The 19678-nt window shown below is 42.7% G+C and carries 22 protein-coding genes; 2 read left to right on the top strand and 20 right to left on the bottom strand.

All coding sequences use genetic code 11. The features are described 5' to 3' along the window. Positions 1 to 429: 429 nt before the first annotated feature. The 5 genes from yghU to rplK form a co-directional block, all read right to left on the bottom strand. Positions 430 to 1218, bottom strand: coding sequence for a glutathione-dependent disulfide-bond oxidoreductase (gene yghU / locus C1G49_RS03375; RefSeq protein ID WP_105124610.1), 789 nt, complete (start codon positions 1216 to 1218; stop codon positions 430 to 432). Beyond that, entirely contained in the window at positions 1218 to 1514 is a 297-nt protein-coding gene (locus C1G49_RS03370; RefSeq protein WP_105124609.1) for a hypothetical protein, read from the bottom strand. Before C1G49_RS03370 ends, yghU begins: the two co-directional genes overlap by 1 nt. A 9-nt stretch (positions 1515 to 1523) precedes the next feature. Continuing rightward, positions 1524 to 1811, bottom strand: coding sequence for a bacteriocin immunity protein (locus C1G49_RS03365; protein ID WP_105114538.1), 288 nt, complete (start codon positions 1809 to 1811; stop codon positions 1524 to 1526). Between the two features lie 103 nt (positions 1812 to 1914). Beyond that, positions 1915 to 2604, bottom strand: a complete 690-nt coding sequence (rplA, locus tag C1G49_RS03360) for a 50S ribosomal protein L1 (RefSeq protein WP_105114539.1) — start codon at positions 2602 to 2604, stop codon at positions 1915 to 1917. 94 nt (positions 2605 to 2698) lie between these two features. Continuing rightward, positions 2699 to 3124 (bottom strand): 50S ribosomal protein L11, encoded by a 426-nt coding sequence (gene rplK, locus C1G49_RS03355; RefSeq protein WP_105118180.1) that lies wholly within the window; start codon positions 3122 to 3124, stop codon positions 2699 to 2701. Between the two features lie 153 nt (positions 3125 to 3277). Between rplK and C1G49_RS03350 the strand changes: the two genes are divergently transcribed. Next, a complete protein-coding gene (locus C1G49_RS03350) occupies positions 3278 to 3646 on the top strand; it encodes a DUF3397 domain-containing protein (protein ID WP_105124608.1) in 369 nt (122 codons plus the stop codon). A 63-nt stretch (positions 3647 to 3709) separates the two neighbouring features. On the opposite strand, the gene C1G49_RS03345 is transcribed toward C1G49_RS03350, so the two are convergent. The 6 genes from C1G49_RS03345 to C1G49_RS03320 all read right to left on the bottom strand — a co-directional run bounded on the left by C1G49_RS03345 (position 3710) and on the right by C1G49_RS03320 (position 10435). Further along, positions 3710 to 5280 (bottom strand): IS3 family transposase gene (locus C1G49_RS03345; RefSeq protein ID WP_105124607.1). Its coding sequence is split into 2 segments (ribosomal slippage): positions 3710 to 4635 and positions 4635 to 5280, totalling 1572 coding nucleotides; the frame shifts between segments, so codons are not numbered across the junction. Between the two features lie 93 nt (positions 5281 to 5373). Then, positions 5374 to 5760, bottom strand: coding sequence for a VOC family protein (locus C1G49_RS03340; protein WP_105124606.1), 387 nt, complete (start codon positions 5758 to 5760; stop codon positions 5374 to 5376). Further along, positions 5760 to 8105, bottom strand: a complete 2346-nt coding sequence (locus tag C1G49_RS03335; protein ID WP_105124605.1) for a DNA translocase FtsK — start codon at positions 8103 to 8105, stop codon at positions 5760 to 5762. Before C1G49_RS03335 ends, C1G49_RS03340 begins: the two co-directional genes overlap by 1 nt. 181 nt (positions 8106 to 8286) lie before the next feature. Then, positions 8287 to 9273, bottom strand: coding sequence for a LacI family DNA-binding transcriptional regulator (locus tag C1G49_RS03330; protein WP_105124604.1), 987 nt, complete (start codon positions 9271 to 9273; stop codon positions 8287 to 8289). Positions 9274 to 9429: 156 nt separating this feature from the next. Continuing rightward, positions 9430 to 9975, bottom strand: a complete 546-nt coding sequence (locus C1G49_RS03325; protein WP_105124603.1) for a hypothetical protein — start codon at positions 9973 to 9975, stop codon at positions 9430 to 9432. 118 nt (positions 9976 to 10093) lie between these two features. Next, positions 10094 to 10435 (bottom strand): DUF2500 domain-containing protein, encoded by a 342-nt coding sequence (locus C1G49_RS03320; RefSeq protein ID WP_105124602.1) that lies wholly within the window; start codon positions 10433 to 10435, stop codon positions 10094 to 10096. A 144-nt stretch (positions 10436 to 10579) separates the two neighbouring features. Here C1G49_RS03320 and C1G49_RS03315 point away from each other — a divergent pair, with 144 nt between their 5' ends. Then, positions 10580 to 11386 carry a peptidylprolyl isomerase gene (locus C1G49_RS03315; protein WP_105124601.1) on the top strand — a complete coding sequence of 269 codons (807 nt, stop codon included), beginning with the start codon at positions 10580 to 10582 and terminating at the stop codon, positions 11384 to 11386. 26 nt (positions 11387 to 11412) lie between these two features. Here C1G49_RS03315 and C1G49_RS03310 read toward each other — a convergent pair whose 3' ends face one another. The 9 genes from C1G49_RS03310 to C1G49_RS03270 form a co-directional block, all read right to left on the bottom strand. Continuing rightward, positions 11413 to 12102 (bottom strand): 5'-methylthioadenosine/adenosylhomocysteine nucleosidase, encoded by a 690-nt coding sequence (locus C1G49_RS03310; RefSeq protein WP_105124600.1) that lies wholly within the window; start codon positions 12100 to 12102, stop codon positions 11413 to 11415. Positions 12103 to 12111: 9 nt separating this feature from the next. Continuing rightward, positions 12112 to 12432: a cell wall synthase accessory phosphoprotein MacP gene (gene macP / locus C1G49_RS03305; RefSeq protein WP_105124599.1), complete on the bottom strand. Its 321-nt coding sequence runs from the start codon at positions 12430 to 12432 to the stop codon at positions 12112 to 12114. Positions 12433 to 12442: 10 nt separating this feature from the next. Beyond that, entirely contained in the window at positions 12443 to 12988 is a 546-nt protein-coding gene (locus C1G49_RS03300) for an NUDIX hydrolase (protein WP_105124598.1), read from the bottom strand. Between the two features lie 8 nt (positions 12989 to 12996). Further along, positions 12997 to 14379: a bifunctional UDP-N-acetylglucosamine diphosphorylase/glucosamine-1-phosphate N-acetyltransferase GlmU gene (gene glmU / locus C1G49_RS03295; protein ID WP_105124597.1), complete on the bottom strand. Its 1383-nt coding sequence runs from the start codon at positions 14377 to 14379 to the stop codon at positions 12997 to 12999. 112 nt (positions 14380 to 14491) lie between these two features. Further along, the gene (locus C1G49_RS03290) at positions 14492 to 14806 is read right to left on the bottom strand and encodes a hypothetical protein (protein ID WP_105124596.1); all 315 of its coding nucleotides are present in this window, start codon (positions 14804 to 14806) and stop codon (positions 14492 to 14494) included. 66 nt (positions 14807 to 14872) lie between these two features. Beyond that, a complete protein-coding gene (locus C1G49_RS03285) occupies positions 14873 to 15346 on the bottom strand; it encodes an ASCH domain-containing protein (RefSeq protein WP_105124595.1) in 474 nt (157 codons plus the stop codon). A 13-nt stretch (positions 15347 to 15359) separates the two neighbouring features. Continuing rightward, the gene (locus C1G49_RS03280; RefSeq protein WP_105124594.1) at positions 15360 to 16058 is read right to left on the bottom strand and encodes a 3-oxoacyl-ACP reductase; all 699 of its coding nucleotides are present in this window, start codon (positions 16056 to 16058) and stop codon (positions 15360 to 15362) included. Then, positions 16051 to 16287, bottom strand: a complete 237-nt coding sequence (locus C1G49_RS03275) for a DUF2829 domain-containing protein (RefSeq protein ID WP_004194840.1) — start codon at positions 16285 to 16287, stop codon at positions 16051 to 16053. The genes C1G49_RS03280 and C1G49_RS03275 overlap by 8 nt, the downstream gene beginning before the upstream one ends. An 11-nt stretch (positions 16288 to 16298) precedes the next feature. Then, a complete protein-coding gene (locus C1G49_RS03270) occupies positions 16299 to 19364 on the bottom strand; it encodes a type I restriction endonuclease subunit R (RefSeq protein ID WP_105124593.1) in 3066 nt (1021 codons plus the stop codon). Positions 19365 to 19678 lie beyond the last annotated feature (314 nt).

Below are 19678 nucleotides of genomic sequence, written 5' to 3'. Positions count from 1 at the left end.
GTTGAGCTGAAACAGTCTATCCCCAGACTGTTTCACTCCCACCCCCGCATAGCTCCAACAGTCAGAGTAGTGACTGTTGGAGGTTGGAAATAGAGCGAACTTTGTTCGCAACAGTCGTAATGGTCAGATTTGGAGTGTGAAACACGAACTGCTGAGATTTGCTTTGCAAATCTTATCTCCTACCTTTAACAGTCTCCCAGACTGTTAAAGCCAATCAACCACTGCTCTGAGATGTTGACGCTAACTTTGAGAAGTGGTGCTGGGCTTGAGCCCAGCCTCGTTACTTAGAACCAGAATTCACAAGCGAAGTACTTTTAAACAAGAGCTAGTTTTTCGCTAATCAAGGCAGCTTTTTAGGGAATATTAACAAAGGCTGAGTAGCTAAAAATCTAGCCATAGGTGGAAGTACTGAAGGGTGAATACAGGTTCTTAATCTTCTATAGAAGCATATTTTACTGCCAGGCCTTTCTGAACGGCTGGGCGGGCTGCAATTTTCTCCACCCAGGCATTCAAATGGTGATAAGAGGCTACATCCAGAAATTCTGCTGAACCAGGATAGAGTTGACCTTGCACCAAGCGTCCATACCAGGACCAGATAGCAATATCTGCGATGGTATAGTCATTTCCAGCAATGTATTCTCTAGTCGCCAATAATTGATCCAACAAATCTAATTGGCGTTTGGTTTCCATGGCATAGCGGTTAATCGGATATTCCTGCGCTGTCGGAGCGTAATGGAAGAAATGTCCAAAACCACCGCCAACAAATGGTGCGGCGCCAGTTTGCCAGAAGAGCCAGTTAAGGACTTCTGTACGTTCCGCCAAAGCTTTGGGTATGAAGGCGTCAAATTTTTCTGCCAGGTAAAGTAGAATGTTGGCTGATTCAAAAACTGGAACCGGCTCCTTCTCAGAGTAATCTACCATAGCTGGAATTTTTGAATTTGGATTAATGGCAACAAAATCGGAGCCAAATTGGTCTCCTTGACCGATATTGATGAGAAAGAGGTCATAATCAGCTTTCGAAATACCTAATTCTTTCAACTCCTCCAACATAATAGCAACCTTAATACCGTTAGGTGTTCCCAAGGAATAAACTTGGAGAGGTTGTTCTCCTTTGGGTAATCTTTGTTCAAATCGACTACCTGCAGTTGGGCGGTTGCCTGAACGATTGTCATTTTCATCTTCCCACTTCCAAACCAGTGGTTTTGTGTATTCTGTCATCATTTTTCCTCTAAATTATCTATTCCTAGTACATAACGTCGATAGTTCACTTGTAATTCCTGGATATAGCGCCCCAATTCTACCAACTCCTTTGGCGCTCTCCAGGTCAAGCCGGTCAATTCAGCATTGACAAATACCGATAACTGATCAGCCAACAAATAAAGATTATCTGACTGGTCGAGCTTCTGCGCAAATTCAACTACTTTCTCACGCAAGACCGGTGAAATAACTTCTGGTGCCAATTGATAAAGGGCAGATAAATGGGTGTAAAATTCTTCACGATTGGCTTTTTTCATAAGTTCCTCCTACAAGCTATCCAAACGGGCCATATACAAACTATGGCTGATCTGCAATTCCTGGATATAAGTAGCTAAATCAAGCAGCTCTTTTGGTGCTTTTCCAGCCTGCTCAAGCAATTCCCTATTCACATACACGGAAAGCTGATCCGCCAACAAGTAGAGATTGTCTGACTGGTCAAGTTTCTGGGCAAATTCAACAATTTTCTCACGCAAAACAGGGGAAATAGTTTCTGGTGACAACTGATAAAGGGCTGATAAATGGGAGTAAAATTCTTCACGATTGGCTTTTTTCATAAGAAACTCCTATATCCTTGTTTTCTGATATCAGTATAAGGTATTTTCATAAGTATGTCAAGATAGCCAAAAAAAGATTGCCCGAAGACAATCTTTCTATTGATTAAAGTGAGTTTGGATCAACCTTGATACCGACACCTTGTGTTGTTGTGATTGAAACTGAAGTCATGTAAGTACCTTTAGCTGTAGCTGGTTTTGCTTTAACCATTACTTCGTTGAAAGCTTTGAAGTTTTCAACAAGTTTGTCAGCGTCAAATGATACTTTACCGATAAGAGCTTGTACGATACCTGCTTTGTCAGCACGGTAAGTGATTTTACCACCTTTAGACTCTTCAACTGCTTTAGCAACATCCATTGTTACTGTACCAGTTTTAGGGTTTGGCATCAAGTTACGTGGACCAAGTACACGACCAAGACGTCCAACAACTGCCATCATATCTGGAGTTGCGATAACAACGTCGAAGTCCAACCAACCACCGTTGATTTTAGCAACCAAATCATCTTCACCAACAAAGTCTGCACCAGCAGCCTTTGCTTCTTCTGCTTTAGCACCACGCGCGAAAACAAGAACGCGAGCAGTTTTACCAGTACCGTTTGGCAATACCATTGCACCACGGATTTGTTGGTCTGCTTTACGAACGTCGATGTTCAAGTTGTAAGCAACTTCAACTGACGCATCAAATTTAGCGAAGTTAGTTTCTTTTGCAAGTGCAACAGCTTCTTCTACGCTGTAAAGTTTTGTGCTGTCGATTTTCTCAAGAGCAGCACGTAAGTTTTTGCTTTTTTTAGCCATTTTTATTCTCCTTGTAATGTGGTCATATCGATTTTCATCTCCCACGTCACCTATCGAAGCGATGAGGATATGCGGGTCTTGGGTTTGCTACTAATTAGTCAGTAACAGTGAAGCCCATAGAACGAGCAGTACCTTCGATCATACGCATTGCAGCTTCCAAGCTAGCAGCGTTCAAATCTGGCATTTTTGTTTCAGCAATTTCTTGTACTTGTGCACGAGTTACTGAAGCAACTTTCGTTTTGTTAGGTGTACCTGAACCTTTTTCAACACCTGCAGCTTTTTTCAAAAGAACAGCAGCTGGTGGTGTCTTACAGATGAAATCAAATGATTTATCTTCATATACAGAGATTACAACTGGAATGATCATACCAGCTTGGTCAGCTGTACGAGCGTTAAATTCCTTAGTGAATCCCATGATGTTGATACCTGCTTGACCAAGTGCTGGTCCGACTGGTGGAGCTGGAGTAGCTTTACCAGCAGGGATCTGAAGTTTTACAAGTTTTTCGACTTTCTTAGCCATCTTAAAAATCCTCCTATTGTGGTTTTGGCGGTAATTACAGATTTTTACCTCCCACAAATATGTGTTTTACACATACCTTTTCATTATACATGATTTTAAAAGAAATGCAAGCTTTATGTTTACTTTTCTTCACATTTTTTATAGAATGAAAGTATGTTTGAATCAATCCTCTTTATAAAAATCATTGCAGTTCTTTTCATCTTTCTGACCTTGGCAATTTCCATTATTGCCGTCAAGTTTTTTAAGCTACACAAATACGGGCGAAACTTTGCTGATATTGCCTTTCCACTTTATGGTCTGGAATTTTATCTTATCTCGGACAGGATTTACTATAGCAGTCTACTCCCACACCTGCTCCTAGCCCTTTCCCTACTATCCATGGGATTGTGCGCCTTCTTTCTCTTTAAGAAAAAGGAATTCTCCTATAAGCGTTTTTTCAAAGTATTTTGGAGAGCTAGCTTTATCCTGACCTTCTTTATGTATTTGGCCTTGGTCATTGCTGTATTGACACTCAAATCCTAGAACAAAGCCCCCTGTAGCTAGCTGAACTGCTCCCTGTCAAGTGGACAATGAAATAATAAAAGATTAGGCGACGGCCTTGTTCCTCATTTCAAGAGGGGCAAGGCCGTTGTTGCGTTCTTGAAATCGTTGATGATTATAAAAATAGATGTAGGCATCAATATCTGACACCAGCTCCTCAAAAGTCTTATACTTCTTCAAATCATAGCACTCCGTCTTAAAGTGCCCAAAGAAGCTCTCAATTGGTGCGTTATCAATACACTTACCAACACGAGACATGGAGCGGGTCATCTGATACTTGGTCGTTAAACGGTAATAATCTTTCGAAGTATATTGTGAACCTCGGTCGCTGTGAATCAATGGTGTCGCTTCAGTATTAACTTTTCGGGCTTTACGAAGTGTTTCTAATACCAATTCATTATCATTCAACTGACCGACCACATAAGCGACAATTGAGCCGTCGTAGAGGTCCTTAATAGCACTCAAATAGGCCTTACAACTGAGACCGTACTTCAAGAAAGTCACATCTGTACACCATTTCTGGTTGGGGGCAGTAGCTGTAAAATCACGATTGAGAATGTTGTCTTCTACATTGACAAAGCTGGTCTTGGTACAGTAGCCCTTAGCTCTTCTGATAATGGAACGAATGCCTAAAATGTGCATCAATCGTCGAATCCGTTTCTTGTTGTAGCTTGTTCCAAGCTTGCGATTGACAAATAGCGTCATACGACGATAACCAAGAATACCATTATGTTGGCTATGAAGGTCCTTGATGACATTCATCAATCCTAAATTTTCCTGTTCAGAAGCTGTTTCCTGATGTTGTAACCACTTATAGTAGCCTGAGCGAGATACCTTTAGAATACGGCACAAGTGGCTGATAGAAGCCTCTTCCTGTTCATCCGCATATTCTTTAATCGCTTGGAAGGATTCCAGGTGGCGACCTAGTCTTACCATTGGTTTCGTCGCTTGATTTCTTCTAACTTTTTTAGCAGGCCGTTCTCCATTTCAAGATACTTAATCCGTTCTTCCTGTTGCTTGATTTTTAGACGTAACTCTTCTTCCGAAGTCAGATTAGGCTTGCTTTCCAAACCTTTTCCACGACGGTCGAGGAGGCCGTTAGAACCGTCCTTCTCAAACTTTCTGACCCACGAATAGACCTGTTGGTAGGAAACCCCATACTTCTCAACAGCCCCTTGGTAATCTTTCTCGTGGGCAAGGGTAAAATTGACAATCTCAACCCGTTCGTCAAATGTTGTCTTGCGTCCTTGTTTCATGCGACTCATTCCTCTACTAGTAGCTTTCAATTCTTTACCACTAGTATAACTTTTTATCCATGATCTGAGAACACGAGGGTCAGAAATTCCATATTTTTTGGTCAGATCTTTGAGACTTCCCAAACCATCAAGATAGTCGGAAACAGCTTGTTCCTTTAGTTCCTTACTATACTTCATCCAGCGACGGCTTTCCTCTAGCCCCTCAATACCAGTTTCTTTGTACTTCCGAACCCAGTTCGACAGGGTGTCTTTAAACACACCATGGTGCCTAGCTAACCAGCTAAGTGATTTCCCAGCTTCCAAGTGGAGTAAAACAATTTCTAGTTTCTCAGAGACAGACTTTGGACTTCTTTTGGACATAATAAAACTCCCTTTATAGTTTCTAGTGAAAATTTTTGGTTTTTCACTGTCCACTATAAGGGGAGTATATCAAGCTGTTACAAGGGGCTTATTTTATTCATGAATTTCTAATGGCAGACCATCTGGATCAAAGAAGAAGGCCATCTTCTTCCCATCGAAATCATCTGTGCGAAGGGCTTCGTGTCGAATGCCCAAACGGTCAAATTCTTTCAGACAAGCTTCCACATCTGCCACTTTAAATGCTAGATGGCGAAGCCCAGTGTGTTCTGGATGAGGCATGGCTGGGCGAAGAGGCGCATCCGGCTTGATAAAAATTTCCAAGACCATATTTCCTTTTTTGACATTGAAGAGAATGTCATTTTTTTCTGGACGGATGTGTTCATCCAACTGCTCAAAGCCTAATTTTTCAACATAGAACTCTCGTGTTCGTTCATAATGGCTGCCGATGATGGCAATATGGTGGACTGCATCAAACTTCATTACTGTGTTTCCAATACCTTTCTAGGTTTTGTGCCCTCTGCTGGACCAATAACCCCTGCTGCTTCCAATTCTTCCATCAGTCTAGTTGCTCGGTTAAAGCCGACAGACAAGCGACGTTGGATCATAGAGGCACTAGCTTTCTGTGTTTCCACTACCAAAGCACGCGCTTCATTGAAGAGTGGATCCCCACCCTCATCACCAAAGCCAGCCTCGCCCTCACCCTCTGCCACTTCACCAGGATCAAATGTTTCGTCATATTCTGCTTCTGCTTGTTCCTTGACAAAGTTAACAATTCGCTCAACATCGTCATCGGAAATAAAGGAACCTTGTAATCGAACGGGTGCAGACTCTCCAATGGGATGGAAGAGCATATCTCCACGACCTAGCAATTTCTCTGCTCCATTTTCTCCCAAGATGGTCCGCGAATCCGTTCCAGAAGCGACCGCAAAGGCGACACGAGATGGCACATTGGCCTTAATCAAACCAGAGATAACATCAACAGACGGACGTTGGGTGGCCAAAATCATGTGAATACCTGCTGCACGCGCCTTTTGCCCCAAACGAATAATGGCATCTTCCACTTCCTTGCTGGCCACCATCATCAGGTCTGCCAACTCATCGACAATAACGACTATGAGGGGAAGTGGAATTTGTTTTTCTTCTGAACGACTGTTAAACTCTTCTACCTTAGCATTGTAGCCTTCCAAATTGCGCACACCGATATGACTAAAGAGCTCGTAGCGTTTTTCCATTTCGTCCACGACTTTTTGCAGGGCTCGAGCTGCCTTGCGCGGATTGGTCACTACTGGAATAAGCAAATGGGGAATATCGTTATAGACGGACAATTCAACCATCTTGGGATCAATCATCATAAATTTGACCTGGTCAGGTCCTGCCTTCATCAAAATAGAAGAGATAATACCATTAACTGCAACGGATTTCCCTGAACCAGTTGAACCAGCGACCAAGAGATGGGGCATTTTGGTCAAATCAAAAGAACGAACCGAGCCATTGACTGCCTTACCAAGTGGAATTTCTAATAGCTTGCTAGCATCCGTCTTGGATTGTTCCCAAAGTTCTCGGAAAGGAACCATGGCCACTTCTGAGTTTGGCACTTCGATACCAACCAAGGATTTACCAGGAATGGGTGCTTCAATCCGGACATCCTTAGCAGCCAATGCCAAAGCCAAGTCATCTGCCAGATTGGAAATCCGATTGACCCGCACACCGACAGCCGGTTTTAATTCATAACGAGTTACGGATGGACCGATCTCTGCACGCTCGACCACTACCTTTATGCCAAAGCTCGCAAAAGTATCTTCTAATACCTTGATATTTTGACGAACAATCTTTTTCTCATTTCCTTGTCCTTTAGACTTGACAGGTGCAAATAGGTCAATGGACGGCAGTTTGTAAACCAAATTCTTCTTAGGCTTGAAATCAATCTGAATATCTTGACCATCATCTTCAGCAATAGGCTGACTCTGAGGGGAAATTTCTTCCTCATCCTCCACCAGCATAACCGGAAATTCATCTTCTACCTGATGGTCATAGCCAGAGATAATAGGAACTTGGTGAGTTTGTTCTTCCAAGATTTCACCAGTTTCCAAGTCAATCCGTCTATCATCTAACTCAATGGTCTGAGTGTTTTCCATTTCCTCTAATTGAAGTCGTTCTTCCTCAAGGCGAGCCAATTCTAACTGACGTTTTTCTTCTCGTTCAGCCCGCTTAATCTCACGAAGCTCTGCCCGTTTTTCCTGTCCCTCAGCCAACTTATCCTTAGCTATAGCTAAGCCATCCGCCACATCATAGACAGACCATGGACCTAACTTAAAAATCCCAAAGGCCAGGACCAAGAATCCGATGAAGAAGGCACCTGCATTGGAAAAGAGGACGGACACCGGCCAATAAAAGATACTGCCCAGCAAGCCACCTCCAACAAAGTTGGTCACCTGAAACTTAGATAAATCGCTCAAGATAAGTTTGAAGGTCTGGTTGAATAAGTCACTTCCTTTATAACCTAGATCCAAATAAGCCTGAAATTCAATCAATAGGCCGATAAGAAGGAAACAGAACCCCGATCTAGTCCCCTTGCGACTGCGAATACGTGCCGGCGCAAAGAGGAAAATAAGGGCACCTACCAAGACTAGGTAGGTCACACTTCCAAACAGTAAGCGCAGTAAATTATAACTCGTTACCCCAAATGCTCCCAAACGAATAGCAGCGAAGAGGACAAAAAGTATACCAGCCACTCGTAATGTGACATTTTTTACCTTATCTTGCTGGGCCTGTTCTGTCTTGGTCGGCCTGCGGGTCACCTTTCCTTTTTTACTAGTTTTTGCCATAAAATCCTCAACTTTCTCAATCTCTTTATTTTATCATAATTGAGAATATTTTTCATATCAGAAAAAGCCCTGCGTTCACAGGACTCTTCTTGGAGTAAAAAATAATTTAGGGAGCAAATATTATAAAGTGTTCAGACAGGTCTGCCCTTCTACATAGAAGGTTGAGGTCAAACCACTATTTTCAATTTTTTGTCGTTTTTCCTTCAACATAGGAAATCGGCAAGGTGATTTGTTGTGGTTGTCCTTTTTTATCAATGATATCAATCAAACAGGCAACTGCTTCTTGGGCCATAGCCTCTAAAGGTTGACGAATAGTCGAAAGTTCTAAGGAACGTTCGCCCGCCAACTGAATACCGTCATAGCCAATGACCTGCACATCTTCTGGAACCCGTCGTCCCAGTTTTTCCAATATTGCTAAGGTGTCTAAGGCTACGAAATCATTGATGGTAAAAATGGCATCAATTTGCGGGTTGGCAATCAAAAATTTCTCGACTGCACCGACAAAATCATCATAGGGTTCTTCCAAATCCAAGACTTGACAAGAAAAACCAGCTTCTACTATCCGTTTTTCAAAATAGATTCTGCGCTTCTTGGTTTCGTTGATGGTTTTATTGTGCCCACCAATAAAGGCAAAATGGCTACCTCCTTTTGCTATCAAGGTATTAGCTGCCAACTCCGCACCAGCTTGGTTGTCCGAGCTGACACAGGCAATGGCCTTATTTTCATAGGTGCGGTCGATACTGACAAAGGGGATATTGGACGATAGATAATCGTCAATCGGGCTATAGATGATGGCGATAATACCGTCCACCTTATTTTGTTGCAGCATAGTCAGATAATCCAGTTCCCTTTTTGGACCAGAAATATTGCAAAGGAGCAACTTGTAATTTTTCTTACTCAGTTCCACTTCGACATGATAGGCAAATTCTCCAAAAAAAGGATGCCAAACTGTCGGAATAATCAAGGCGATGGTTTCGGTTTTGTTCTTCTTCATGCCACGAGCATAAACATCTGGAATGTAATTCAATTCCTTAATGGCAGTATTGACTTTTTCAAGCGTGCTTTCCTTAATACCTGGCTCATTGTTGATAACTCTTGATACAGTCCCAACGCTTACACCAGCAACCCGCGCAACGTCTTTCATGGTGATTGATTTTTGCTCTTCCATGGTTTACCCCTTTCTTTTGAAACGTTTCAATAATTTATACTAGAATATCATTGATAGCGTTTTCTGTCAAGGGAAATAAACTTATTAGCAAATAAAAACACCCAAAAAGCTAGAATTTTTCTAACTTTTGGGTGCCGTTCAAAAATCTTTTCTATTTTATTTGTACATCTTCTTCATTGGGTGTTTTGCAAGTACTTCTGGGTGATTCTCGAGAGCTGCTCTGCCTTTTTCCGTCAGGGCATAACCTCGGACGGTAAAGTAAGGTGCCAGTTTTTCTTCTGTCAAGTTGTCCTTGAGGGCAGTGTCCAGGTCTGCTGCCTTCATCTTGGACAGACCTGTCACTCCTTCTGCTTTGAGGATATTTTTCTTAGCAGTCGAGGTGATATGGTCTAGGGAATCAAAGGCTGATTCCACATAGGCATAACCGTCTACGATCAACTGCTCCATGTGAGCAGGACCGTTGATACCATACATGTACTCAAAGTACTTGGAGTAGGGCGTCGTCGTTTCAAAAGAACCTAGGCTAATCCGCCATAGCAAAATAATATCACCTGGCAAAATGCCTTCTTCCAGACGAACCATATTGCGTTTGGGCACTGGCTTGGCTTCTAAGAGCCAGGTCGCTAGGTCGCGTTCTGGGGAGATATAGGGCTTGACCTCGTGGTCCTTATACATTTCTTCAATACGTTTTTCTAGTGACATGTTCAACTTTCTCCAAGGGTATTTCTATCAGCCTGACTGGTTTGATCGACCAAGATTTTTGACTGATAAACTCCTGCTATTATACACTATTTTGTGGATTTCAAACAGAAAAGGAACCCTAGCTCCGATTAAAGCCTAGGAATCGGGTCCCCTGAAAATGTAGGGTTCCCCTGTCGCCCTCAGCCAAGAGGGCAAATTCATCCGAGCGAACACGAAACTCTTGCCGTTTGCCTTCCCATTCGAAAGTCACATAATAATTGGTCCGTGCCATTTCATTGCCAAAGACATGGGTCCGTTTGGCAACCAGCTTGGCAGTACACCTTTCTCTTGGTGACTGATTATTACGAAGCCACTCCGTCGTATTTTTGAATATCTGAAAACAAACGGTTCCTAGTATGAGTGTCGCAAGAGCGTAGAAAAACATCATATCCAAACCTGAACTATTAACCAAATCTTCCATACTTAACTGCTCCTTTTTTACTAATAGTATATCAAATTATCCACAAAAATCTATAGAAATTTTGTCACTTCAGCAGAAAATTGAAAATTGTATGAAATCATGGTAAAATGAGCATAATTTTACGTTTCCCAGAAAGGATTTTCCATGAAAAAACGACTATTTTTTGCTCTAGCATCCACAATTTTATTAACTGCCTGTGCGAGCAATTCCACTACCAGCACTGAACAATCAAGCTCATCTAGCTCCAGTTCGACCCTGGCAACCACCACAGACACAACTGCGTCTAGTAAGTATGCCAAAGACCTAGCCTACGCCATCAACAATCCCGATGCTAGCTTCCCACAGCTATCTAGCGATATTGCTGAAAACGAGGCGGCTGTAAAAATCAAAACGACCCAAGGGGACATCACTATCAAACTCTTCCCAGAGCAAGCACCATTAACAGTGGAAAACTTCCTGACCCATGCCAAAAACGGCTACTACAATGGCACCATTTTCCACAGGGTTATCAAGGATTTCATGATTCAAGGAGGAGACCCTCTAGGAAATGGCACAGGTGGTGAATCTATCTGGGCTGGCAAGGGAACAACTATCGACGCCGGCTATGGTTTCAAAGATGAAATTTCTGCCTTCCTCTACAATATCCGCGGTTCATTATCTATGGCCAATGCTGGCGCAGGAACCAACGGCAGTCAGTTCTTTATCAACCAGAATACAACTGATATGTCTAGCCAACTCTCGTCCTCAAGCTATCCAGGGAAAATCATCGAAGCCTATAAGAATGGCGGAAATCCAAACCTAGATGGTAAGCATACTGTCTTTGGACAAGTCATCGAAGGAATGGATATTGTGGATAAGATCGCTACTGTCGAAACAGATAGCAGTGACAAGCCAAAAACAGATGTCAAAATCGAAGCCATTGAAATACTGAAAGATTACACCTTTGAATAAAGAAAACCCAGCCACCTGGCTGGGTTTTAAACTTGTTCTAAGAAAGCAATCAGAGTCTGGGCAGACCGTTCACCTGCCTGGATAATAAATTCATCAAAGGTAATGTTGGCATCCCCTTGGGCCGTATCGCTCATAGCACGGATAACCAAGAAAGGTTTACCTGTATTAACGGCCGCTTGGGCAATAGCCGCTCCTTCCATCTCCACAGCCAGAACTTCTGGGAAATGTTCCTTTATGCTGGCGATCTTATCTTGACCGGCGATAAAACTGTCACCAGTCACAATCAGACCCAGATGGCTGGTTATTTCCTGCTCTGCCAAAACGCCTGTTAACTGTTCTAACAGAACTTGGTCAGCTGGATAATACAATTCCTGCCCTGCCATTTGCCCAAAAGCGTAGCCAAAAGCCGTCACATCGACATCGTGGTAGGCCAAGTGAGTAGCTACCACCACATCACCGATGGCGATCCCGTCAGCTACTGCCCCTGCTGAGCCTGTGTTGACAATGGCGTCCACTGCAAAGCGGTCAGCCAAGATGGCCACAGACATAGCTGACATGACCTTGCCAATGCCCGACAGGACAAGCACTACTTCATGCTGACCAATACGGCCTTGGTAATAGGTCCGACCCAAGACAGCTACTTCTACCTTGTCTTGGAGCTGCTCTACCAAAATCTTCAGCTCCTGGGGCATGGCTGCGATAATTCCAAATTTCATGATTTCTCCTTAAATAAACAAGACAGCAATGATAAAGACAATCAGTAAAAGGATGACCCAAAAGAGAATTTTGTTGACTTTTCCCCGAAATTCTTCGCGTTTGATGGTTTCAATTCTTCGACTTTTGACCACCGATGGTTTGACAGGGATACGGATGGTCTGCCCTTCCTCATAGCCTTGGTAGTCTTCATCTAAAATGGGCTCAAAAATCTTTTCATCCATGGATACAGTTTGCTTGGGACTAAAATGTCCAAAGCGTTCATCTGTATCCGCCTCCTGCATTTTTTTCACTCGTTTTAGTATTTCATCCGTTAACAAGGGCTTGCCCATTGCCAATTTCCTACTTTCTCATGAGTTGTAAATATTGAACCGCCATAATAGTCTTGGCATCACAAATATCCCCACTTGCGACCAAGTCCAAGGCTTCTTCTAGGGTTACATAAGACAGTTCAATGACCTCGTCCTCATCCATGGGACGAGGGTTTTCCACTTTAACCAAGTTATCAGCTAAATAGAGGCGAATGCGCTCATTACAAAAACCGATAGCAGAGTAGAAATCTGCCAATAAGGTCAGCTTTTCACTGGTATAGCCCGTTTCTTCCTCTAACTCACGCAAGGCAGCATCTTCCAGCGTATCTTCTTCGCCTAGTTCCAACTTTCCTGCTGGAATTTCATAAATAGCGCGCTCGATAGCCTTTCGATATTGTTTGACCAAAATCATCTTACCTTCTGGAGTAACTGCTAAGACGCAGACCGCCCCCTTGTGAAAAATCAGTTCGCGCTTGCCAGTCCCACCATTTGGCAAAGCCACATCATCGACAACAACATCAAAGATATGACCCTTGAAAATCTCAGTACGGTTGATGGTTTTTTCTTCAAAATTCATAATAGTACCTATTTTTGGCTTGGATGGAAGGGAAAGCGGGTCGCATAGCCTTCCTTGTTTTCCTGACGACCACGACCAATCCCGATAGCATCTTTAGGAATGTCTTTGGTAATGGCAGAGCCAGCAGCAAGCAGGGCATTGTCACCGATAGTTACAGGAGCAATGATGGTTGAGTTTGAGCCGATAAAGGCATTGTCGCCAATGGTAGTCTTGAATTTGTTTTTACCATCGTAGTTGACCGTAATGGTACCTGCACCAACGTTGACATTGCTACCGATGGTCGCATTGCCCAAATAAGTCAAGTGACCTGATTTGGTTCCCTCACCAAGTGTAGAAGCCTTAACTTCTACAAAGTTTCCAACATGGACATCTTTTTTCAGATGGCTGTCTGGACGGATATGGGCATAAGGACCTACTGTCACACCCTCTTCGATTACAGACTCTTCAATGTCTGAGTTGCTAATAACCACATCTGCTGCGATTTTAGAATCACGTACACGGGTACCGTTTGTCAAGACGGTGCGTTCACCGATAATTGTTTGACCTTTCAAGACAACGTTGGCTTCGATAACTGCTTCTGCTCCGATTTCCACATCGATGTCAATATAAGTCGCTTCTGGATTAACAAAAGTTACTCCGTTAATCATGTGTTTCTCATTAATCCGCTTGCGCATAACCGCCTCTGCAGTCGCAAGTGCAATGCGGTCATTAACTCCGAAGCTTTCATCAAAGTCTTTGAGGACATAGGCCCCAACTTTTTCGCCAGCCTGACGGAAAATCGAAATAACATCCGTCAAATAGTATTCACCTTGGGCATTGTCCGTATTGATATCCTTAAGGGCTTCAAACAGACGCTTGTTGTCAAAGAGATAGGTTCCTGTGTTGATTTCCTTGACCTGTTTTTCGAAATCATTGGCATCTTTTTGCTCCACAATTTTCAAGACTTCGCCGTCTGCATTGCGGATAATCCGACCGTAGCCGAAGGGATTGTCAGCCTGGGCAGTCAAAATTGTCGCAACGTTTTTATGGCTGATATGGAAATTGATCAAGTTCTTCAAGCTTTCGCCTGTAATCAGCGGTGTATCACCTGCAATGACCAGTGTTTGTCCTTCAAGACCTGCCAAAGCTGGCTCAGCCATCATAACGGCATGTCCTGTCCCCAACTGTTCAGACTGGAGGGCAAATGCTGACTGACCTTCTAAAACAGCCTGCACCAATTCTGCCTTGTGCCCAACAATAGTCACTGTTTTGGCAGGCTCCATGGCATCCACGGCACGCTTGACATGCTCCAACATGGTAATTCCGGCCACCTTATGTAGGACCTTCGGTAAGTCAGACTTCATGCGAGTTCCCTTACCCGCTGCTAGGATAATTGCATAGTTATTACTCATAAGTATCTCTCTTTTCATTTGTATATGACCCTATTATAGCAAATTTTAGCTTTTTTGGAAAATACCAGAAGTGTGCCAAGTTTTAAGTCAAGCAAAAAGGAGCCTGAGCTCCTTAAATCGTTAAGTGAAGACCTCGCAGACCGTCCTCTCTAATTTGTTCCGTCAGGACTTTAAACTCCTCCCAGACAGGGCGTTCTTGGTCTGTAAAACGGAGATTGGCGCCAGGCAAGCTAGCATTGGAAATGGCCTGAACAAAGCCTGATAAACTGGTTGCCAAAGCCACACCGTCCTTACTGGCCACATCTTCCTTGGTCACAAGCAAGGCTGACTGCAATTTCTCCGTCAGTTCTTTGCCGGTTGTTTCCTCTTTCCCGGCCAGAATGGGAGAAAGCTGGTCCAACAAATCAATAACACGTTGTTTATCCATAGGATCCTCCTAGTTTTTTGTTTTTATATTATTATACCAAAAAACCAGAGGCGAACCAGAAAAAACTTACATTTTAGGATAAACCAATTCAAATTCTTCACAGACAACCAGCATATCTTCTGAGAAGGACAGGCCTGCTTCTGCCAGCCAGATAGTGAAAAGCTCTTCATGAACCTGCCGCCAGTGAATCAGACTTTTCGCTTTTATGTCAGACAAGTCACCTCCCTGACGGAACTCGCCCTCCTTATAGGCATGTTCTTCCGTCACTTGGGAAAAGGGCATCACATAGACCTTGGTGGTCTGGATAATGCACACAGCCTGACCTTGTCCGTCCAGAATGATGTCATAGCCACCAGCTGTTGGGATTTCTTCTCCCTCTACTGCATAGAGGGCATGGGCAGAGCTGGTCGAGGTTTTGATGCCTCTAGCCACCAAGTCAGCCAGTCGATCAGCTTCCGCCCCAAAGGCCCAGGCCTCCGGCTCAGGACCTGCTTGGGGATTGATGGCAAGAAATTCTTGCCAGACTTGTGTTGGTGTCATGGGATTTTCCTTTCTACTTCAAACTCCAGCCGCCGTCAATAGTAATAATCTGGCCCTGCATGGAGGTGAATTTGCCACTGGCTAGCATGAAGGTCAGCTCTGCGATTTCGCTGGGCTGGGTCCAGCGTCCGATAGGGGTCTGGTCTGCCACCCAGTCCGCCAGGCCACTAGGCTCAAAGTCCTTCTGGGTCATGCCTGTTTGGACGGCACCAGGAGCAATGCCGAAGACCTGGACCTTGTCCTTGGCATAGTCCAGAGCCAGCTGCTTGGTAAAGCCTGCCAAAGCATGCTTGGAGGCGGTGTAGGCAGAGCCTCCACCACCTGCTAGGTTGGAGGCAATGGAGCACATATTGATAATGATGCCAGACTGTCTGTCCACCATTTGTTGCAGATAGGGACGAGTTAGTCTAGTCACCGCGAAAAAATTGACCGCGAAGATGCGAGCCAATTCATCCTCCTCGATATTCAGGTGGGGACGGTAATCGTCTAGTATGCCTGCTGTATTACAGAGAACGTCAACTGTCTGGCACCATGAAAAGACTGGGCTTAAATCGCCTGTCAGGTCCAGCTGTAGAAAGTGGAAATCGCCTGCTAAATCAGGCTTGCTAGCCAAATCAATCCCGAAGACACGCCAGCCATTTTCCAAAAAAATCTTCGCCTGTGCTAAACCAATGCCGCTGGAAACGCCGGTGATGAGGGCTGTCTTAGTCATGGACTTCTACCCAGTCGGTCGCAAGGACGTCGCAGGGGGTCGGGCTCCACATGGAGAAGCCCTCACCCTCGCCGGTCACGTTAATGAGGAAATAGGGCGTCGCCTCCAGCTTTTGCCCGTGTACCTCGATGGTGTCAAAGAGCTGGACGTAGTTCTCCGCCCCGCCCCAGCCTGTGCGAACGTACTTTTTCTTGGCCTTGAGGCCGGGTAAAATTTCTTCAAATGTCATGGTTTACTCCTTTAGATTCCTGTAAATGTTTCGACCAATTCTTGTAACTGGTGTAAAATTTCTTGTTTCTTTTTCTCACGCGCACCTTGCCGTCTTGAAGTTGGTGGCATAAGAGCATTTAAATCTGTTCCAGCAGTTGATGCAAAACCTCGCAAAATAGCTGCTTCAATAAATAGTTTATAATCGCCTTGCAATTGTTGTGTTTGTGCGAATAATTCAATCTGTTCCTGTTTTGACTTTCTAGCATAATGATAAAAAGCTTCTAATATAGTCTGATTATCTTTTAACTCATCTAGATTACTATCACGAATGAAATCCATAACAAGCCTTTCTTTTGCACGCATATCAATAGTTGAACGAATCACACGTGATACTTGGTTTTGAAGCTGTTCTTTTGTAATATCTTCATTTGCTTTTTCAGAAATTAAGACGATGATATAGTCGAGGTTGATTTCATCTAATTTTAACAACTCAATTTCAAATTCTAAATCGGACAGATCAATCTCAGGTTGGTGACCATCACGTCCCCCTGAGTGATAGGATTCCTCACGAATATCGACATACTTACTACGATAATCTTGCATAAGTCCCAGTGAAATCAAGCGTTCTTCATCTGTAAACTCATCAAAATTTCGTAATACATTATCGAGTTTCAGTAATTCACCAAATAAACCAACAAATTCTTTTTTCTCAGATTCCAGATAAATTTCAGTCGGATCCGGAAACTTTGTCAACATTTCTCGACAAACTTCTTTATACCCACGAACTATAACACCTGTTTCCTCATCCTCAAAACCTTCCATATACTCCTGATAGGATTTCTCCAGCGTAATATAGATATTGTTATCCTCACCGAATAACTTTAAAGCATCGATTGTAGCTTTTTCCAAATCCCGGAAGCAAACAATATTTCCAAACGGCTTGTCCTTTGACAAAATACGATTGGTCCGTGAATAAGCCTGAATCAGACCATGGTAGCGTAAATTTTTATCTACAAACAAGGTATTCATTGTAGGGGCATCAAAACCTGTCAAAAACATTCCAACAACAATCAGAAGATCAATTTCCTTATTTTTGGTTCGTTGAGACAAGTCTTTATAATAGTTCTGAAAGGATTGACTTTCTGTTGAGAATGAAGTACTAAAAGACTTATTATAATCAGCAATCACCCTATCTAGAAATTCTTTCGCGGATGATTCCATCGCTGAGGGATTGAAATCTTCATCATAAATATCACCATAAGCAGCCTGCTCCTCATTTGCAGCAAAGCTGTATATCATCCCAATTCTCAAACGACATTCCTCTGGAATGCTTGCTTGCTGATTATGTAACTCTTCGTAGTACATCTTAGCAGCATATACATTTTGTACAGCCAACATCGCATTGTAACCTCGCATGCGTTGCTTTCTTAACGTATCTCCATCAACATTTTTTATCTTAACAATATGGCTAATCTCACGATGAGTTTTAACCGGATAGACGGATAGGATATGTTCAACTACCTTAGAAATTCGTTCAGGAGCCAACAGGGCTTTTTTCTCAATTTGACGAAGAATGCGGAGATCTTTTTCGTGACCTGCTTGGACCTCTTCCTCACGAAACTTCGGAGCAACGTTGTTATAGTCTACCTTAAACTTTAAAACCTTATTATCACGAATGGCATCTGTAATACTATAGGAATGCAACTGATGCCCAAATATGTCCTGAGTTGTTTGACCAGTGAGAGTATTATCAGCAAAAATCGGTGTTCCTGTAAAACCAAACTGGTAATTGGCTCGGAAACTACTGTTTACTTTCTTCTGAGAATCCCCAAACTGCGAACGATGGCATTCGTCATAAATCATGACACATTGCTTATCATAAATTGGATGATTAGGGTATTTTTTAGTGAAATGATTCAGCTTTTGAATCGTTGTGACAACAATACGACTATCATCTTTCTCAATTGCCTCTTTTAGTTGCTTGGTATCATTGCTACCATTAACAGAATCTTTCTGGAATTTTTGATATTCCTTCATGGTTTGATAGTCCAAATCCTTGCGGTCCACCACAAAGAAAACCTTATCAATATACTCCAATTCTGTAGCCAATCGAGCTGTCTTAAAAGACGTCAGAGTCTTACCTGATCCTGTTGTATGCCAGATATAGCCTCCTCCTTCTACTTTCCCATAGAGCTTGTTTTGATAAGCAAGATGAATACGATTTAAAATGGATTCTGTCGCCGCAATCTGATATGGGCGCATCACTAGGAGAACATCCTCAGCATTAAAAATACAGTACTTGATCAAAATCGATAGAAGCGTTGTCTTATTTAAAAATGTTTGAGCGAAATCCTCTAAATCATGAATAGCATGATTTTTTCTATCTGCCCACTCACAGGTAAACTCAAAATTATTCTTGTTTCGCTCAACAGTATTTGAGAAATAGCGTGTAAATGTCCCATTTGAAATAACAAACAGCTGTATGTATTGAAAAAGAGAATTTTCACTATTGAAACTTTCCTTGGTATAGCGATGAATCTGATGAAAGGCTTGGCTGATGGGAACACCTCTCTTTTTCAACTCAATCTGTACCAAAGGCAAACCATTGACCAAAATAGTCACATCATAGCGATTGGTATGACTACCTTTCTGGATCATCTGGTTCATCACTTGCAGTTTATTTCGATGAATATTCTTCTTATCAAGTAGTGAAATATTTTGCACATGTCCATCGTCAAAAACAAAATCATAAATATGGTCTTCTTGAATTTTTCTGGTTTTTTCAACCATTCCTTCATTTGGCTTATTGAGGTATTCATCCAAGAAACGTTGCCACTCCGTTGCTGAAAAACTCACACCATTCAAATTTTCCAACTGTAGTTTGAGATTGGCAAGTAATTCTGTAGGACTATGTCCTAAAAAACGTTCATACTGCTGTCCCTGCACCAAATCATCTATTAGGCGTTTCTCCATCTCGCTTTCAGTCTGATAAATATCGCGATTGTAACGTTCTGATTTTATAAACTCTTCTAGAACAATTCCGTTAGTCAACTCCGCAACAGGTAAGCTGATTTTTGTATAATCTACATTTGGCATCTTCATCCCTCGGTTAAAATAATACTATATACAGTATAGCATAAAATGACAATTTACAGGAGGACGGGCCTGTATATCAACTCACATATTGAACTCAAGAAAAGAGGCTGGGCAAAAACTAGCTTCTCACATATAAAAAAACGAGCAATTCCAATTAGGAGTTGCTCGTTTTCCATTTCATGCTTTATAATTATAATAACGACAAAACAACTAGAAAGGCATGAAAATGTATAAACAGTATAACACAAATCAGTTAAGTTTGGAATTAAATCTTGCTTGGGATTTACCTGCTACTCACGAGGCTCGTCTGATTA

The organism is Streptococcus suis (assembly GCF_002960625.1).
Lineage (GTDB): Bacteria > Bacillota > Bacilli > Lactobacillales > Streptococcaceae > Streptococcus > Streptococcus suis_T.
The sequence above is the reverse complement of the archived record's forward strand: the minus strand, read 5'-3'. Positions and strand labels throughout refer to the sequence as shown.